The following is a 16,529-nucleotide window of genomic DNA, read 5'->3' on the forward strand; positions in this document are numbered from 1 at the left end:
TGTGTTCGCTTGTGGAGTTGAGGATGGTGCAGAGGCCGCTTGCCGACAAACGACGGTTTCTCATAGAATCGATTAGCTCACCTAATCCGAACCCACTCTCCGGTCCCTCCCCCGCATGTCCCGCCGCCTTCCCCCGCTGAATGCGCTCCGCGCCTTCGAAGCCGCCGCGCGCCACCTGTCCTTTACGAAAGCCGCGGACGAGCTGCATGTGACGCAAGCCGCCGTCAGCCACCAGATCAAGGCGCTGGAGCAATGGCTCGGATTACCGCTGTTTCGCCGAATGAACCGGGCGCTGGCCCTGACGGAGGCCGGGCAGAGCTACCTGCCGCCGGTGCGCGAGGCGATGGACACCCTGTCCCAGGCCACCGACCGGCTGATCCGCGCCGACAGCAGCGGGACGCTGACCATCTCCACCATGCCGAGCTTCGCGTCGAAATGGCTGGTGCCACGGCTGATGCGCTTCCAGAAACGCCATCCGGAAATGGATGTGCGGGTTCACAGCACGTCGCAGATGGTGGATTTCGCCCGCCACGACGTCGATCTGGCCATCCGCTTCGGCAACGGGCTGTGGCCCGACCTGCGGGTGGAGCGCCTGCTGACGGAGGACATCTTTCCCGTCGGCCACCCGTCGCTGCTGGCCGGCGACCGCCCGCTGGTGAATCCCGAGGATCTGCGGCACCACACGCTTCTGCATGACGATTACAACATCTCCTGGGCGGTGTGGTGCCGGGCGGCGGGCATCGACGGGGTGGACACCGAGCGCGGCCTGCGATTCGACGATTCGTCCTTCACCCTGCAGGCGGCGATCAATGGACACGGCATCGCGCTTGCCCGCGGGGTGCTGGTGGCGGACGACATCGCCGCCGGACGGCTGGTCCGCCTGTTCGAGGTGCGGCTGCCGGGAAGCCTCGCCTATTACGTGGTGGCGCCGCCGCATTACTTTTCCCGGCCCAAGGTTAAGGCCTTCCGCGACTGGCTGTTCGAAGAGGCCGGAACGGGCTGAAAGTCGCGGCGAAAGTCCTGCATCGGGCCATCATCCTGAACGGCTTGCGGGCGTGCCGGACCGCTCCTATAGTCCGCGCCCATGAGCGCGAACCCGTCCCCCGACACGGTCTTCCCGCACCGCCATCTCCTCGGTATCGAGGGGCTGCGGGCCGGCGAGATCACCCAGATTCTCGACCTCGCCGACGGCTATGTCGAGCAGAACCGCCGCCCCGTGAAGAAGTCCACGCTGTTGGACGGCCGCACGCAGGTGAACCTGTTCTTCGAGAACTCCACCCGCACCCGCACCAGCTTCGAGCTGGCCGGAAAGCGGCTGGGCGCCGACGTGATCAACATGTCGACCGACAGCAGTTCGGTGAAGAAGGGCGAGACCCTGATCGACACGGCGATGACGCTGAACGCCATGCACCTCGACGCGCTGGTGGTTCGCCACGCCGATTCGGGCGCGGTGAAGCTGCTGGCCGACAAGGTCAACTGCTCCGTCATCAATGCCGGCGACGGCCACCACGAACACCCGACCCAGGCCCTGCTCGACGCGCTGGCGATCCGCCGCCGCCTGGGCCGGCTGGACGGGCTGATCGTGGCGATCTGCGGCGACATCCTCCACAGCCGCGTCGCGCGCTCCAACATCCACCTGCTGAACGCCATGGGCGCGCGGGTGCGCTGCGTGGCGCCGCCGACGCTGCTGCCCTCGCAGATCGAGCGGCTGGGCGTCGAGGTGCATCATTCGATGAAGACCGGCCTGCGCGACGCCGACGTGGTGATGATGCTGCGCCTGCAGACCGAGCGGATGAGCGGCCAGTACGTCCCGTCCACCCGCGAGTATTTCTACTTCTACGGTCTCGACTACGAGAAGCTGGAGGTGGCGAAGCCCGATGCGGTCATCATGCATCCGGGCCCGATGAACCGCGGCGTCGAGATCGACTCGGAGGTCGCCGACGATCTCAAGCGCTCGATGATCCTCGATCAGGTGGAGTTGGGCGTGGCCGTGCGCATGGCCGTGCTCGACCTGCTGACCCGCGAACGCCGCCAGTCCGACCTTGCGGGAGCCGCCCGATGAGTGCGCCGACGAAAACCCGTACCGTCTACCGCAACGCCCGCCTGCTGGATCCGGCGACCGGGCTGGACCAGCGCGCCGACCTGCTGATCGACGGCGAGACCATCGCCGATTTCGGTCCCGGCCTGTTCAGCGACTCCACGCCCGAGGGGGCCGAGGTCGTCGATCTCGCCGGCCAGTGCCTCGCCCCCGGCCTTGTCGACATGCGTGTGCTGATCGGTGAGCCGGGCGAGGAAGAGAAGGACACGATCAAGAGCGCCTCCCGCGCCGCGGCGGCCGGCGGCATCACCGCCATGGCGCTGCTGCCCAACACCGACCCGGTGCTGGACGAGGTCGCCGGTCTGGAGTTCATCGCGCGGCGCGCCCGCGAGGTGAAGCTGGTGAAGGTCTTCGCCTACGGCTCCGCCACGCGCGGCACCGAAGGCAAGGAAATCACCGAGATGGGGCTGCTGAGCCATGCCGGCGCGGTGGCCTTCACCGACGGCACCAAGGCCATCGTCAGCGCCAAGACGATGCGCCGCGCGCTGAGCTATGCCAAGACCTTCGGCAAGCTGATCGTCCAGCACCCTGAGGAGCCGTCGCTGGCCTCCGGCGGCATGATGAACTCCGGTGAGATCGCCACCCGCCTCGGCCTTGTCGGCATTCCGCGCGAAGCCGAGATCATCATGATCGAGCGCGACCTGCGGCTGGCCGAGCTGACCGGCGGGCGCCTGCATTTCGCCCACATCACCACCTCTGAGTCGGTCGATCTGATCCGCCGCGCCAAGGCACGGGGGCTGAAGGTGACCTGCGATACCGCCCCGCATTATTTTGCCCTGACCGAGACCGACGTCGGCGATTACCGAACCTACGCCAAGGTGTCGCCGCCGCTGCGCGGCGAGATGGACCGCCGCGCCATCGTCGAGGGGCTGGCCGACGGCACCATCGACGCCATCGCGTCGGACCATGTGCCGCAGGACCAGGACCAGAAGCGCCTGCCCTTCGCCCAGGCCGCGCCCGGCGTGATCGGATTGGAGACGCTGTTCCCGATGACGCTGGAACTGGTGCACAAGGGCAAGATGCCGCTGCTGAAGGCGCTGGCCTGCGTCACGTCGAACCCGGCCGCGATTCTCGATCTCGCCGTCGGCCGCATCGTGAAGGGTGGACCGGCGGATCTGGTGGCCTTCGACCTGGATGTTCCCTGGCAGATCGACGTCGGCCGCTTCAAGTCGAAGTCGAAGAACTCGCCCTTCGAGAACCGTCCGGTTCAGGGCCGGCCGTTGCGCACCATCGTGGATGGCCGCACCGTCTGGCAGGCGGAGGACTGATCCGGTGCTCACCCTCGTGCTTGCCGCCCTGCTGGGCTACCTGCTGGGCTCGATCCCCTTCGGGCTGGTGCTGACCCGGCTGGCCGGGCTTGGCGACATCCGCCAGATCGGTTCCGGCAACATCGGCGCCACCAATGTGCTGCGCACCGGCAACAAGCCGCTGGCCCTGGCGACCCTGCTGCTGGACAGCGGCAAGGGCGCCATCGCGGCCCTGCTGGCCCTGTGGTGGGCCGGGCCGGAGGCGGCGGTGCTGGCCGCCGGCGGCGCCATGCTGGGCCACAGCTTTCCGGTCTGGCTTGGCTTCAAGGGCGGCAAGGGCGTGGCGACGGCGATCGGCGTCCTGCTGGCGATATCCTGGCCGGTCGGCCTGCTCGCCTGCCTGACCTGGCTGGTGATGGCGGCGCTGTTCCGAATTTCGTCGCTGTCGGCTCTGACGGCGCTGGGGATCAGCCCGCTGACCGGATGGTATTTCGGCGGACCTCTGGTCGCCGGCCTCTGCCTGTTCATCGCCATCCTGGTCTTCATCCGGCACGAGGCGAATATCCGCCGCCTGCTGAAGGGCGAGGAACCGAAAATCGGCGCCGGCAAGAAGAAAGCGGCCTGATCGGACGGACCGCGCGACGCGAACTGCAAACGACAGCGGCGGGGAGGAAACTCTCCGCCGTTTTTGTTGGCGGTTCTCGTTGATAGCGCGTTGATTTCGTTCCGCTTGGCACTGGTCCGTCCCAAGCGATTTCGTTCAACCTGGAAAAGACAATCGGTGCGGCCATGCGTTATGCTGCACGGCAATCCGGGATACGAACCAACAACCCGGCAGGCGAGCCGGCCGCTGACGCCGGTGGATAACGAGACGCTGAGGGAATCGAGAATGGACACTCCGCTATGGAGCCCGAGTGAGGAACGCATCGCGCAGGCCAACCTGACCGCCTTCCGCGAGGCGGCGAATGCGCGCTTCGGACTGCGGCTGGACGATTACGACGCGCTCTACAACTGGTCGATCGCGGAGAAGGAGCGGTTCTGGCGCTTTCTGTGGGAGTGGGCCGGGCTGACCGGCGACCTCGGCAGTGTCGATCTGCTGGACGGCGACAAGATGCCGGGCGCCCGCTGGTTCCCGGAGGCCAGACTCAGCTATGCCGAGAATCTGTTGGCCGGCGCTCCCGACGGTACCGCCGTCGTCTTCTGGGGCGAGGACAAGGTGAAGTATCGCTGGAGCGGGGCGGAACTGAAGGCCACCGTCTCCCGTCTGCAGCAGGCGCTGAAGGCCAAGGGCGTCGGCAAGGGCGACCGTGTCGCCGCCATCATGCCGAACATGCCGGAAACCCTGGCGGCGATGATCGCCACCACCAGCCTGGGCGCGGTCTGGTCCTCCTGCTCGCCCGACTTCGGCATCCAGGGCATCACCGACCGCTTCGGCCAGATCGAGCCGAAGGTGGTCTTCGCTCCCGACGCCTACTGGTACAACGGCAAGAGCCACGACGTCCGCGCCAAGCTGGCCGAAGTCCTGAAGGACCTGCCCACCGTGGTCGCCACCGTGGTCGTGCCCTATGTCGATGAGGCGCCGGACGTCTCGGGGATCCCGGGTGCCGTCGGCCTGCGGGATTTCGTGGCGCCCTTCCCCGCGGCCGAGCCGACCTTCGAGCGGGTGGCCTTCGACCATCCGCTGTTCATCCTCTATTCCTCCGGCACCACCGGAAAGCCGAAATGCATCGTCCATGGGACCGGCGGCAGCATCCTTCAGCATGTGAAGGAACACCGGCTGCACTGCGACCTGAAGCGCGGCGACCGGCTGTTCTATTTCACCACCTGCGGCTGGATGATGTGGAACTGGCTGGTGAGCGGTCTGGCCAGCGGCACGACGCTGGTCCTCTATGACGGCTCGCCCTTCGCCCCCACCGGCAACATCCTGTTCGACTATGCGGACGCGGAGCAGGTGACGCTCTTCGGCACCTCGGCCAAGTTCATCCAGTCGCTGGAGAAATCCGGGCTGGAACCGGCGAAGACCCACTCGCTCGCAAGCGTCCGCGCCCTGGCCTCCACCGGTTCGCCGCTGATGCCGGAGAATTTCGAGTTCGTTTATCGCTCCATCAAGCAGGACATCCATCTCGCCTCGATCAGCGGCGGCACCGACATCATGTCCTGCTTCGTGCTGGGCAACCCGATCCTTCCGGTCTGGAAGGGCGAGATCCAGACGCGCGGACTCGGCATGGCGGTGGAGGCGTTCGACGACAACGGAGTCGCTGTGCGCGGCGAGAAGGGCGAACTGGTCTGCACCCGCCCCTTCCCCGCCATGCCCATCGGCTTCTGGGCCGATCCCGACGGTTCGAAATACCGCTCGGCCTATTTCGACCGCTTCCCCAACATCTGGGTCCATGGTGATTTCATCGAGCAGACCGAACATGGCGGCTGGGTGATCTACGGCCGGTCGGACGCGGTGCTGAACCCCGGCGGCGTGCGCATCGGCACGGCTGAGATCTATCGCCAGGTCGAACAGTTGCCGGAGATCATGGAGGCGGTCTGCATCGGTCAGGAATGGGACGGCGACGTGCGCGTCGTTCTGTTCGTCGTCCTGCGCGAAGGCATGACGCTGGACGAGGGGCTGGAGGCCACCATCCGCAAGCGGATCAAGGACAACTGCTCGCCCCGCCATGTGCCGGCGAAGATCGTGCAGGTCTCCGACATTCCCCGCACCCGGTCCGGCAAGATCACCGAGCTTGCGGTGCGCGACGCCGTGCATGGCCGGCCGATCAAGAACACGGAAGCGCTGTCCAACCCGCAGGCTCTCGACGAGTTCCGCGAGCGTTCGGAACTGAGCGGGGCGTGACGTGGCGGTGAAGCTGTTCCTCGACCTGGACGGGGTCCTGGCCGATTTCGACCGCGGCGTCGTCGCTGTCACCGGCAAGCGGCCGGAACAGCTGCCGATGAGGGAGATGTGGCGGGCCTTGTCCCGCCACTCCGACTTCTTCGGGACGCTGGAGTTCATGCATGACGCGCAGGAACTGTGGCAGTTCTGCGCCCCCCATCGGCCGACCATCCTCACCGGCCTGCCGCTGGGCAGTTGGGCGCCCGACCAGAAGAAGCGCTGGGTGGCCCGCATGCTGGGGGCCGACGTGCCGGTCATCACCTGCATGGCCCGCGACAAGGCCCGTTATGCCAGCCCCGGCGCCGTCCTCGTCGATGACCGCGAGAAGGCCCGCGATCCCTGGGAGACGGCCGGTGGCCGTTTCATCCTCCACCGCAATGCGGAGGACAGCATCGCGGAACTGGTCAGGCTGGGGTTCTGAAAAAGAAAAAAGGGGCGGCACCCGCGTGCCAGCCCCTCTTCCCGTGAATTTACCCGGCCAGTTTAACCGGTGCCGGTTTACTCGGCAGCCGCCGCCTTGTTCTCGCGGCTGGTCTTCCACAGAGATACCAGCACGCCGCCACCGATCAGGGCGAAGGTCACGCCCAGCGCGATCAGCGGATCGGGCTTGCCGAAGAACTGCGTGTAGAAGATCTTGCCGCCGATGAACACCAGCACCAGAGCCAGCGCGTATTTCAGGTAGCGGAAGCGATGAACCATCGCCGCAAGCGCGAAATACAGGGCGCGCAGGCCCAGGACGGCGAAGATGTTGCTGGTGTAGACCAGATACGGATCGGTGGTGATGGCGAAGATCGCCGGCACGCTGTCGACCGCGAAGACGAGGTCGGCCAGCTCCACCATGATCAGCGCCAGCAGAAGCGGGGTCGCGGCCCAGCGCATCGCGCCACCGGGGCCGGAAGCCTCCTTGACGACGAAGCGAGGGCCATGGAAGCGGTCGGTGACACGCAGGCGACGCTTCAGGAACCGGAGTACGGCGTTCTCGCCGATGTTGGTTTCCTCATCCTTCGCGAACAGCATCTTGATGCCGGTCAGCACCAGGAAGGCACCGAAGATATAGAGGATCCAATGGAATTCCGAAACGAGGGCGGCACCAGCGCCGATCATCAGGCCGCGCAGCACGATCACGCCCAGGATGCCCCAGAACAGCACGCGGTGCTGCAATTCGCGCGGTACGGCGAAGTAGCTGAAGATCAACGATATGACGAAGACGTTGTCCAGTGACAGGCTCTTCTCGACGAAGAAGCCCGTGTAGTACTGAAGGCCTGCCTCCGACCCCATCGAGTACCAGACCCAGCCGCCGAACAGCATGGCGACCGCGATGTAGAAAGCCGAAAGCTTCAGGCTTTCGCCTACGCCGATGACATGGTCGCGGCGGTTGAGAACACCCAGATCAAGAACCAGAAGCGTCAGGACGACGCCTATGAAAATCAGCCAAATCCATATGGGTTTTCCCAGAAATTCCAGGAAAACCATTGAAAGCATACCATCCATGGAAAGTCCCACTTGATGACGCTGCGTAGCGGTGAAATCAAGCGGTTCCGACATCACGACCGACGCCTCGGTCGCCAGAGGGGCCCGGACCCGAACTGTCCGGCAGATGGTGTCGCCGTGGCTATGGTCAAGATGGTGGAAGACTGGGATTTTGCATTTTAAGCAAAGCCGGACTGAGCACTCTTTGACGACATTGAAACTCAACGGATGCGAACCTTGCGAGTCGCGGCGGCCATGCCGCGCCCATGGGCGCCGCACAGCGGCGCGGACGTGGAAAACCGCGGCTGCAAAGGCTTTTGCGGCTCCGGGACGCGCCGCTTGATGCAATGCCGCCACAGATCGCGAACGATTGTCGCCCAAGAAAAACACCAACGGTTGCCCAGTCTGTGTTCGCTCTTGTGCGGATGGTGCCGTTCTGCCAATAACTCCGAAAAACCGAAACCAATCAGATCAAATGGAGTTTTGCATGAACCAGGCCGAGCTGATCGAAACCGTCGCCACCAACGCCGGCGTCAAGAAGGCCGACGCGGCCAAGGTTGTTCAGGCGGTGTTCGAGGGCATCTCCGGCGCGCTGGGGCGCGGCGAGGATGTGCGCCTGGCCGGTTTCGGCATTTTCGAGGTGGCCGAGCGCGCCGCCCGTGAGGGCCGCAACCCCCGCACCGGCGAAGTCGTGGCGATCGCCGCGTCCAAGGCTCCGAAGTTCAAGCCGGCCAAGCAGCTGCGCGATCTGGTGAACGGCTGATACGCACGCAACCACGTCCAAGGGGGAGCGCAGCCATGACCATCGATCAAGCCGAACTGCAATCGCTGACCGCCAGGGTCGTTGCCGCCTATGTCGGCAACAACTCGGTGCCGGTCAACGACCTGCCGATGCTGATCAACAACGTCCAGACGGCTTTCCGGGGTCTGGGCGAGGACAAGCCGGCCCAGGCGAAGGCCGAGTTGATCCCGGCGGTCGCGATCAAGAAATCGGTCACGCCGGAGTATATCGTCTGCCTGGAAGACGGGAAGAAGCTGAAGATGCTGAAGCGGCATCTGAAGACCGTCTATGACATGACGCCGGACGAGTACCGCGCCAAGTGGAGCCTGCCGGCCGAATATCCCATGGTCGCGCCGAACTATGCCAAGGCGCGTTCGGAGATGGCGACCAAGCTCGGCCTCGGCCGCAAGCGTGCGGCGGCCGAATAACCGGTCTTCATCCGCATTGCTGCTGAAAAGGGCGCGCTCGACCGGGCGTGCCTTTTTTGTATGTGCCGGTTTCATATACGCCGGTTCCGGGCCGATCTTGGGTGGCCAATCGAACCGCCAGCTTTGAAGCGCCGGCACGCCTTCCCCCGGTTTACCTCCGACTGAACTTGATGGCCTATGACCAATGTCCGGGTAGCGAAGCGGATCGGCCTTCCCATCTAGGGTTCCGGTATGGTTGAACGACCACGGGCGGTCCTATCACCATCCTCACCGTAGAGGCATAGTTGCCTCCCGCTCCGTCGGCTGACTTGAAGCCGATCCGTTTCGCGGTTGCGGCATATCGACGGCAGTCCGCCCGGACATATATCGGTCGATCGGAAGAGAAGAGATCGCCCGAAAGATACTCGGCTGAACGTCATGGGTCATAGGATTGCCTCCTCTCCCAGACTGCCGGTGCGGGTGGAAGAAGAGCTTGGGTATACGCCGAAAAACACCCGGAACATGCCCTTTCCCGGCTTGATCCGCCGCAAATCCGCGGCCACATTAATATTGTCAAAAGGACGCTGTTCCTTGTGACACCGGGCAAAAATACAAACCCCACAACAGCTAAGGTCGGATCGGCGGACGTTATTCCTACGTTCGCACCATAGTCCGCCGTTGGTTCATCGCCTCAAAGGCGATCCCTGCCATGGGTCCCGACAGGGGCCGGCCCCGATTGCAGGCCGTCCCGTGAAGCGTTGGAGAGGAGGCATTCGCGTGCTGAAGAAACTGCTGACCGGTGAAAACGCCAGCCTGACCCGCTACATCGAGGAATCCAAGCGTTTCCCCATCCTGGCGCCGGACGTGGAACGCGACCTCGCCATCGCTTGGCGGGAGCGCGGCAGCCCCCAGGCGCTGGAGCAGCTCGTAGGGAGCCATCTCCGCCTTGTGATCAAGATCGCCCGCGGCTTCGGAGGCTACGGCCTGCCGCTGGTCGATCTGGTGGCCGAGGGGAATGTCGGCCTGATGCAGGCCGCTCAGAAATTCGACCCGCAGCGCGGCTTCCGCTTCGCCACCTACGCCACCTGGTGGATCCGGGCCGCGATCCAGGAATACATCCTGCACAGCTGGTCGCTGGTGAAGATGGGCACCACCGCCGCCCAGAAGAAGCTGTTCTTCAACCTGCGCCGGCTGAAGAGCCAGATGGCCGAACTGGAACAGGGAGACCTGTCGCCGGAGACGGTGGCCACCATCGCCGCCGAGCTGGACGTTCCGGAAACCGAAGTGGTGGAGATGAACCGCCGCCTCGCCGCAAACGACAGCTCGCTCGACGCAACCCTGTCGACCGATGGCGAGACCAACTGGCTGGAACTGCTGGCGGACGACCGCCCCACGCAGGACACCATGCTGGCGGAAGCGGACGAACTCGCGTTGCGCCGCCGGCTCGTCGGCCAGGCCCTGGACCGGCTGGACGCGCGTGAACGCCGCATCCTGTTCGAGCGCCGGCTGAAGGACGATCCGTCGACCCTCGAAGCGTTGAGCCAGCAATTCTCGGTATCGCGCGAACGCGTCCGCCAGATCGAGGTGCGGGCCTTCGAGAAGCTCCAGAAAGCCGTGCTCAGCGCCGCCCAGGCTCTGCGCCGGCCGGCCACTCCGATGATCGCCTGATCCTACCCGGTATCCCGTCCGGCGCGGGCTCCGCTCCGGACGGGCCTCATGCGGCACCGGCCACCCGGACGGACCTCGCCGCATCGTTCCCGCGGGCCGCGGCCCGCCTGTTGCCTCCAGACCTGTCAACCTGCAAGCCGGCGGCGCCTTCGGGCTCCGCCGGCTTTTTCTTTCCGAAGTCGAGCAATAGAGTTTCGAGCGTTTAATCTGACGCATATCCTGCATGTTTGAGGTAGTTCCAGCATTCGTCTGGTGTGTAGAGGTCGCAGATAGAGCCGACAGCCCTCCACAACTCCTCGATGGTACGGGCGCCGATGCGGCGGAGATGAGCTTTGAGCTTGGCGAACGCCATTTCGATAGGGTTGAGGTCGGGACTGTAGGGCGGCAGGAAGAGGAACCAAGCGCCACGTTCCTTGAGGATGGCCTTGGCCTTTTCACTCTTATGGCTGGATAGGTTGTCGAGGATGACGACATCGCCCGGCCGCAGGGTCGGGGCGAGTTGTGTCTCGACATAGGTCTCGAAGAGCGTCCGGTTCATCGCGCCCTTGATGATCCACGGGGCGGTCAGCCCGTCGCAGCGCAGGGCAGCGATGAAGGTCTGGGTGCCCCAATGGCCAAACGGCGCCGTGGCCTTGAACCGCTGGCCGCGCTTGGCCCGTCCGCGCAGTCGGGTCATCTTCGTGGTGGTTGCGGTCTCGTCGAGAAACACCAGCCGATCCGGCTCCTCGCGCATCCGGGGCTGACGGTGGCTGCGCCAACTCCGGCGGTCCTCAGCAACGTCAGCGCGACCGGCCTCGCTCGCCAGCACCGTTTTTTTTGACAGTGAAGCCGCGGGCGAGCAGGAAGCGCGACAGCGAGGCGGGGTGGACCGTGACCCCGCGCTCGGCCTTCAGCTTGGCCGCCAGTTCGGGCATGGTGATGTCGCCTTGCTTCTCCACCCAGCCGATCAGAAGTTCGGCATGCGGGGCCAGCTTGCCACCGCCCGGTGGGCGCCCCTGCCGGGCCGGGTCCAGCGAGCCCGTTGCCGCCATGCGCTGAGCAAGCCGCACGCCCGTGCTCGCGCTCACATCGAACCGGCGCGCCGCCGCCCGACGCGAACCGCCTTTCTCGACCTCTCCGTAAATCCGAACCCGAAGGTCCGACGAATAGCTGCGCCCCATGATCCACCTCCAACAACGGTGAATCACGTCAACGGCCCAAGCGCAACTGTCGATTCAGATTTCAGGCGCGATGCTCTAAACAAATTGATGCGGAGCTCAGGACAACGCTTGATTGCTCTCAGTAGAGGTTCTGCGACAATGTGACCGATTAAAAGATGCGGGTGCCTGCGCATCATGTGCCGCTCGCGGGAAGTTTACATTTGTCGCAATTCTTAGTACGCTCGTCATATCTCAAATTGGGGATAGCTCCATGTCGAACGCTGCCCAGACTCAGTCGATCATTGACCGCATTACCTTCCTGCGCATCGACGAGGCGACGAAGGCAACGCTTCGTGAATTCCAGCCTTATCTGGCGCAACGGATCGACCAGATTCTGGAGGAGTTCTACGGCTATCTCCGGACGGTCCCGCAGGTCTCCCCCATGCTGGTGAACCCGGCGGTGACCGGCCGTGCGCGGGATCTGCAGAAGCAGCACTGGCTGCGCAACGTCTTCACCGGCACCTTCGACGAGGCCTATGTCAATCAGGTCCTGAAGATCGGCCAGACGCACCAGCGCATCGGGCTGGAGCCGCGCTGGTACACCGGCGCCTACTGCTTCACCCTGAACAAGCTGATCGAACTGGCGAGCCAGATTTACCGCAAGAAGCCGGAAAAGCTGGCGCAGCTGCTTCAGGCCATCAACAAGGCGGTGTTCCTGGACATGGATCTCGCCACCTCGGTCTATATCGACCTGAACACCGCGGCCATCATCTCGCGGGAGCTGGGCAGCACCGCCGACAGCTTCGAGCGTGAGGTGAAGAGCGTCGTCCAAGGCGTGGCGAGCGCCGCGCAGCAGCTTCAGAGCACCGCCCAGGCGATGAGCCGCACCGCGGAAACCACCAGCGAGCAATCCACCCAGGTGGCCGCCGCCGCGGAAGAAGCGTCGGTCAACATCCAGACCGTCGCCGCGGCGGCGGAGGAACTGACCGCCTCCATCAGCGAGATCAGCCATCAGGTGACGCAGTCCGCCGCCATCGCCAACGCCGCGATGACCGAGGCCGAGCGGACAAACGCCACGGTGCAGGGGCTTGCCGACGCGGCCAGCCGCATCGGTCAGGTGGTGAAGCTGATTCACGACATCGCCAGCCAGACCAACCTGCTCGCCCTGAACGCCACGATCGAGGCCGCACGCGCCGGCGAGGCGGGCAAGGGCTTCGCCGTGGTGGCGAGCGAGGTCAAGAGCCTCGCCAACCAGACCGCCAAGGCGACCGAGGAGATCAATTCCCAGATCGGCGCCGTCCAGGGCGCGACGCAGGAAGCGGTTGGCGCCATCCGCTCCATCTCCGGCACCATCGCGCGTATCAACGAGATCTCCACCTCCATCGCCACCGCGATGGAGGAACAGGGCGCGGCCACGACGGAAATCGCCCGCAACGTCCAGCAGGCCTCCATCGGCACCCGCGAGGTCAGCGAGACGATCGTCTCCGTCAATGCCTCCGCCAACAATGCCGGTGAAGAGGCCAGGCAGGTTCTGGAAGCGACCAATGAATTGTCGCGCCAGTCCACCACCCTGCGGTCGGAGGTCGACCGCTTCCTTGCCCGGGTCCGCGCGGGCTGATCGGTTCCGGTTCAGCCGGATCACTCAAGCCCGGATTAATCAAAGCAGGATTAATCAAGCAGTAATGGAAAGGGCGCGTTCGGCCGAACGCGCCCTTTTCTCGTATCTTCAAGCCATTCCGGCGAAAACGCCGGCTGGTTACCCCCAGGCGGCCACCGTCCGTCAGGGCAGCGTGCGGACAACGAAATCGCTCACTGCGATGTTCTCGGCCTGGGCTGCGCGCCGAACCTCTTCGGCACTGCGCCAATGGGTGCGCCCGCCGAGGCTGGTCAGAACGCCGCCGCGCATCGCGACGAAAATCCCGGTACGTCCCAAATTCACAATTCTCATCATGGCCATCCCCCGTCCGATAGCGTGCATTTTAGAGAAAAACAATCCAGTTCTTATTTTGAACGGAAATTGTGTTAACTCCCAATCGTTATCAAAGAATGCCGCGTCGCGTCAATAAGACTTCTGTCACTCAACTTCTCACCGCACTCATAAACCTCCCTTCACCAGAAAGTTCCAATACCGTCCAGCGGCCTCGCATAACCGGACAAAGCTATTTTTGTAAAATTTTATATTTATTCTTTTCGTGTTGCCTCGAATGTCTACATGGGCGGTACCACCGAAAGCCCTATCCCGACCGCACAGCGTCGGAACGACGGCACGCCGTGTAGGGTTGTTACCGAAGCCGCGAACGGTGCGGCTGCGAAGGGCGGGATAAACCTGCGAGGCATCGGCAATGGCAACAGCAAATCGCCGCACCGGAACGAGCGGCACAGGCGGCGGGCGATACGGTACGGAGGCCGAGGAGGAGGACGGACATGCGACGATCCCCCTGCCGGTGACCATCAGGCCGGCAAGGCCGGATGACCTGCCGAAGCTGGAATGGTTTGGTTTGCATACCCCCCACCGCGAGATCCTCGCCGGAGCCTTCCGCCTTCAGGAACGCGGTGACGGCGCCATGATTCTGGCGGAGGTCAACGGCTTTCCCGTCGGGCAGATCTGCATCGATTTTCTGCGCAAGCGGCCGAGCGGCCGGGCCACGCTGTGGGCGTTGCGTGTGTTCCAGCCTTTCCGGAAGCTCGGGCTCGGCGTCCGGCTGGTTCGGGCGGCGGAGCGGCTGGTGCTCCAGCGCGGCGTGCCCTTCGCGGAGTTGGGGGTGGACCGCGACAATGCCGGGGTTCTGCCCTTCTACGAGAGGCTGGGCTACGAACATTGCGGGCGGGAGCGCGGACAGTTCCTCTACCACACGCCGGAAGGCAGGCTGGTCCGCGTCGCCATCGACCAGTGGCTTCTGCACAAGCGCATGGCCGAAGCCGCGAAGCCGGACATTGGCCGCGGCCTGCGCCTCGCCGCCGAATAGGATAGACGCGCTATTCCGCTGCCAGCACCGCGCCGGGCGGAAGGGGCACCAGCCGTGCCGATCGCCGCCGCGGCAGATAGATGCGGGCGCTGTCCAGGATGGCGCCCAGCTCTCGCATGGCGTCGGTTGCCATACACAGCACGACCAGCGGAAGCCAGCGGTCGAGATGCTGTGCCGCGACCTCCGCGTCGCCGTTCTGCACCGCTGCCAGGGAGTCGAGCAATGCCGCCTCGTCCGCGCTGATGCGGCTACAGGCCGGACAGCGGATCTCGGGCTTGCGGGCGCCCGACACGGCGAAGGTGCCGAGCAGCGCGAACAGCGGCAGCAGGGCGGTGTTCGGAACCCCGGCAACGTTCAGACCGATGCGCATCGACGCCATCGCGCCCGCAGTGCCGGCACGGAACCATTGCCGCACGCCGGTCAACAGCGCCCGTTCGGCCGAGGTGAGGTCCGCCACCGTCCAGGGCGACGGCCGTCCTTCTTCCACCGTCCCGCACATGCCGATGCTCCTTCATTCGGTTGCGTGCGCATCCTATCGCCAACCCCGATACATTGCGAGTCATTCTTAGTTGCAGGCCCGCGCTGTGATAAAAAACGGTTTCCGGGAAGAGTCGGGAACTTTGGAAAGGACGCGTTAACCACCGGAGCGAATCCTTGACCGACTCGCAGCGCATGGGGATCGGTGGGGATGATGCGGACGATTCGGGGGGCGGTGCTTGGGCTGATCGCGATTGTCGGAATGGGCATCGGCGGGGGCCTGACGGAGGTCCGCCCCGCGGCGGCCCATATCGTTCTGAAGCCCGCCTATGGCGAGGCATCGCTGTACGGCCCGGCCAGGGCACGCGGCGCGGTGGTGTGGAGCCACGGCCGTTCGGTGGATTCGGAGGATTCCGAGGCCCCTACCCCGCTCTATATGAAGATGCTGCGCGACGCCGGATGGGACGTCTTCCGGCTCGACCGCATGCGTGTCAGCGACACTCTGCCCAACAGCGCCCGCGCGCTTGCCGGCTATTCGGACATGCTGAAGACCAAGGGGTACCACCGTGTCGCGCTGACAGGGCAGTCCTTCGGGGCCTTCATCTCGCTGATCGCGGCGGGCCAGACCAACGCCATCGATGCCGTCATCGCCACCGCGCCGGCCGCTTTCGGCAACTTCACCGATGCCTATGACACCTACCGGGAGAACGCCGCACAGCTCTGGCCGATCCTGCGGGAGGTTCGCCGCGCCCGGGTGATGATGTTCTTCTTCCACGGCGACGATTTCGACCCGGGCGGACGCGCGGAGCCGGCGCGCAACATCCTGGCGCAGCGCGGTCTGAGCAGCCTGATCGTCGACCAACCTGCGCTGTTGCCCGGCCATGGCGCCGCCAACACCGGATTGTTCGTCCGCCGCTTCGGCGCCTGCATCGTCCGCTTCGCCGAGGCGCCGCCGGCCGCGAATGATCCGCCCTGTGACGAATCCTGGGGCCGCAATCCCAGCGCCGAACTCCTGCAGGCCGCCCTGCCCGCCAACGCCTCCGGCTCGGCAAATGGAGATGTGGACACCACCGCCGCCCTGCGCCCCTACATGGGCATGTGGTACGGCAGCTACATCAATGGTCGCGAAGTCGCCCTGTCGGTAGAAAGGGCGGAAGGCGACGCCGTCTATGCCGACTATCTGCTGGGCGCCGGCATGGAGGCCGACCAGCCATTCGAGCGGGTGCGCCGCAAGGGCCGGATCGAGAACGGCGAACTGGTCTTCGACGAGAGGGGGCGCAACATGCTGCGCTATCGCCTGCGGCCGGATGGGCGCATCTCCGCAACATGGCTGGACAAGGACGGCCGCGGCCGGCTGGACACGGTGCTGCGCCGGATGAACTGAGGCGGCCCCCT

At 64.9% G+C, this 16,529-nt stretch carries 16 protein-coding genes; 12 read left to right on the top strand and 4 right to left on the bottom strand.

Features of this window, described 5'->3' with window-relative positions:
• Positions 1–115: 115 nt before the first annotated feature.
• The 6 genes from DM194_RS04925 (at position 116) to DM194_RS04950 (ending at position 6,647) form a co-directional block, all read left to right on the top strand.
• The gene (locus DM194_RS04925; protein ID WP_111066197.1) at positions 116–1,003 is read left to right on the top strand and encodes a transcriptional regulator GcvA; all 888 of its coding nucleotides are present in this window, start codon (positions 116–118) and stop codon (positions 1,001–1,003) included.
• An 81-nt stretch (positions 1,004–1,084) separates the two neighbouring features.
• A complete protein-coding gene (locus tag DM194_RS04930) occupies positions 1,085–2,062 on the top strand; it encodes an aspartate carbamoyltransferase catalytic subunit (RefSeq protein ID WP_111066198.1) in 978 nt (325 codons plus the stop codon).
• A complete protein-coding gene (locus DM194_RS04935) occupies positions 2,059–3,366 on the top strand; it encodes a dihydroorotase (RefSeq protein ID WP_111066199.1) in 1,308 nt (435 codons plus the stop codon). The genes DM194_RS04930 and DM194_RS04935 overlap by 4 nt, the downstream gene beginning before the upstream one ends.
• Positions 3,335–3,970: a glycerol-3-phosphate 1-O-acyltransferase PlsY gene (gene plsY, locus DM194_RS04940; protein ID WP_211110608.1), complete on the top strand. Its 636-nt coding sequence runs from the start codon at positions 3,335–3,337 to the stop codon at positions 3,968–3,970. The genes DM194_RS04935 and plsY overlap by 32 nt, the downstream gene beginning before the upstream one ends.
• 264 nt (positions 3,971–4,234) lie before the next feature.
• Complete coding sequence (locus DM194_RS04945) at positions 4,235–6,187, top strand: acetoacetate--CoA ligase (protein ID WP_111066201.1); 1,953 nt, start codon at positions 4,235–4,237, stop codon at positions 6,185–6,187.
• Between the two features lies 1 nt (position 6,188).
• Positions 6,189–6,647: an HAD family hydrolase gene (locus tag DM194_RS04950; RefSeq protein WP_111066202.1), complete on the top strand. Its 459-nt coding sequence runs from the start codon at positions 6,189–6,191 to the stop codon at positions 6,645–6,647.
• Between the two features lie 77 nt (positions 6,648–6,724).
• Here the strand turns inward: DM194_RS04950 and DM194_RS04955 are convergent, their stop codons facing one another.
• Positions 6,725–8,077: a TerC family protein gene (locus DM194_RS04955; protein WP_425457279.1), complete on the bottom strand. Its 1,353-nt coding sequence runs from the start codon at positions 8,075–8,077 to the stop codon at positions 6,725–6,727.
• Positions 8,078–8,183: 106 nt separating this feature from the next.
• Between DM194_RS04955 and DM194_RS04960 the strand changes: the two genes are divergently transcribed.
• The 3 genes from DM194_RS04960 (at position 8,184) to rpoH (ending at position 10,552) form a co-directional block, all read left to right on the top strand.
• Positions 8,184–8,459 (top strand): HU family DNA-binding protein, encoded by a 276-nt coding sequence (locus DM194_RS04960; RefSeq protein WP_111067764.1) that lies wholly within the window; start codon positions 8,184–8,186, stop codon positions 8,457–8,459.
• Between the two features lie 35 nt (positions 8,460–8,494).
• Positions 8,495–8,905 carry a Ros/MucR family transcriptional regulator gene (locus DM194_RS04965; protein ID WP_111066204.1) on the top strand — a complete coding sequence of 137 codons (411 nt, stop codon included), beginning with the start codon at positions 8,495–8,497 and terminating at the stop codon, positions 8,903–8,905.
• Between the two features lie 756 nt (positions 8,906–9,661).
• A complete protein-coding gene (rpoH, locus tag DM194_RS04970; protein WP_111066205.1) occupies positions 9,662–10,552 on the top strand; it encodes an RNA polymerase sigma factor RpoH in 891 nt (296 codons plus the stop codon).
• A gap of 202 nt (positions 10,553–10,754) precedes the next feature.
• Here rpoH and DM194_RS04975 read toward each other — a convergent pair.
• A protein-coding gene (locus tag DM194_RS04975; protein WP_246024207.1) for an IS630 family transposase occupies positions 10,755–11,712 on the bottom strand; the annotation gives its coding sequence in 2 pieces (ribosomal slippage) (positions 10,755–11,369 and positions 11,371–11,712; 957 coding nt in all).
• A 250-nt stretch (positions 11,713–11,962) separates the two neighbouring features.
• Here DM194_RS04975 and DM194_RS04980 point away from each other — a divergent pair.
• Positions 11,963–13,309, top strand: coding sequence for a globin-coupled sensor protein (locus DM194_RS04980; protein WP_111066206.1), 1,347 nt, complete (start codon positions 11,963–11,965; stop codon positions 13,307–13,309).
• A 162-nt stretch (positions 13,310–13,471) separates the two neighbouring features.
• Here DM194_RS04980 and DM194_RS04985 read toward each other — a convergent pair whose 3' ends face one another.
• Complete coding sequence (locus DM194_RS04985; RefSeq protein WP_162629938.1) at positions 13,472–13,642, bottom strand: hypothetical protein; 171 nt, start codon at positions 13,640–13,642, stop codon at positions 13,472–13,474.
• 391 nt (positions 13,643–14,033) lie between these two features.
• Here DM194_RS04985 and DM194_RS04990 point away from each other — a divergent pair, with 391 nt between their 5' ends.
• Positions 14,034–14,657, top strand: a complete 624-nt coding sequence (locus DM194_RS04990) for a GNAT family N-acetyltransferase (protein WP_111066208.1) — start codon at positions 14,034–14,036, stop codon at positions 14,655–14,657.
• Positions 14,658–14,667: 10 nt separating this feature from the next.
• Here DM194_RS04990 and DM194_RS04995 read toward each other — a convergent pair whose 3' ends face one another.
• Positions 14,668–15,156, bottom strand: a complete 489-nt coding sequence (locus tag DM194_RS04995; protein ID WP_111066209.1) for a hypothetical protein — start codon at positions 15,154–15,156, stop codon at positions 14,668–14,670.
• Between the two features lie 189 nt (positions 15,157–15,345).
• Here DM194_RS04995 and DM194_RS05000 point away from each other — a divergent pair, with 189 nt between their 5' ends.
• Complete coding sequence (locus tag DM194_RS05000; RefSeq protein ID WP_111066210.1) at positions 15,346–16,518, top strand: alpha/beta hydrolase; 1,173 nt, start codon at positions 15,346–15,348, stop codon at positions 16,516–16,518.
• Positions 16,519–16,529: the final 11 nt, after the last annotated feature.

This window comes from Azospirillum ramasamyi (assembly GCF_003233655.1).
Classification (GTDB): Bacteria; Pseudomonadota; Alphaproteobacteria; order Azospirillales; family Azospirillaceae; genus Azospirillum; species Azospirillum ramasamyi.

Coding starts and splice junctions, on each gene's coding strand:
- DM194_RS05000 (WP_111066210.1), top strand. CDS start 15,346: ATGATGCGGACGATTCGGGGGGCGGTGCTTGGGCTGATCGCGATTGTC.
- DM194_RS04985 (WP_162629938.1), bottom strand. CDS start 13,642: ATGATGAGAATTGTGAATTTGGGACGTACCGGGATTTTCGTCGCGATG.
- DM194_RS04945 (WP_111066201.1), top strand. CDS start 4,235: ATGGACACTCCGCTATGGAGCCCGAGTGAGGAACGCATCGCGCAGGCC.
- DM194_RS04925 (WP_111066197.1), top strand. CDS start 116: ATGTCCCGCCGCCTTCCCCCGCTGAATGCGCTCCGCGCCTTCGAAGCC.
- DM194_RS04995 (WP_111066209.1), bottom strand. CDS start 15,156: ATGTGCGGGACGGTGGAAGAAGGACGGCCGTCGCCCTGGACGGTGGCG.
- DM194_RS04965 (WP_111066204.1), top strand. CDS start 8,495: ATGACCATCGATCAAGCCGAACTGCAATCGCTGACCGCCAGGGTCGTT.
- DM194_RS04935 (WP_111066199.1), top strand. CDS start 2,059: ATGAGTGCGCCGACGAAAACCCGTACCGTCTACCGCAACGCCCGCCTG.
- DM194_RS04990 (WP_111066208.1), top strand. CDS start 14,034: ATGGCAACAGCAAATCGCCGCACCGGAACGAGCGGCACAGGCGGCGGG.
- DM194_RS04980 (WP_111066206.1), top strand. CDS start 11,963: ATGTCGAACGCTGCCCAGACTCAGTCGATCATTGACCGCATTACCTTC.
- DM194_RS04960 (WP_111067764.1), top strand. CDS start 8,184: ATGAACCAGGCCGAGCTGATCGAAACCGTCGCCACCAACGCCGGCGTC.
- plsY (WP_211110608.1), top strand. CDS start 3,335: ATGGCCGCACCGTCTGGCAGGCGGAGGACTGATCCGGTGCTCACCCTC.
- DM194_RS04930 (WP_111066198.1), top strand. CDS start 1,085: ATGAGCGCGAACCCGTCCCCCGACACGGTCTTCCCGCACCGCCATCTC.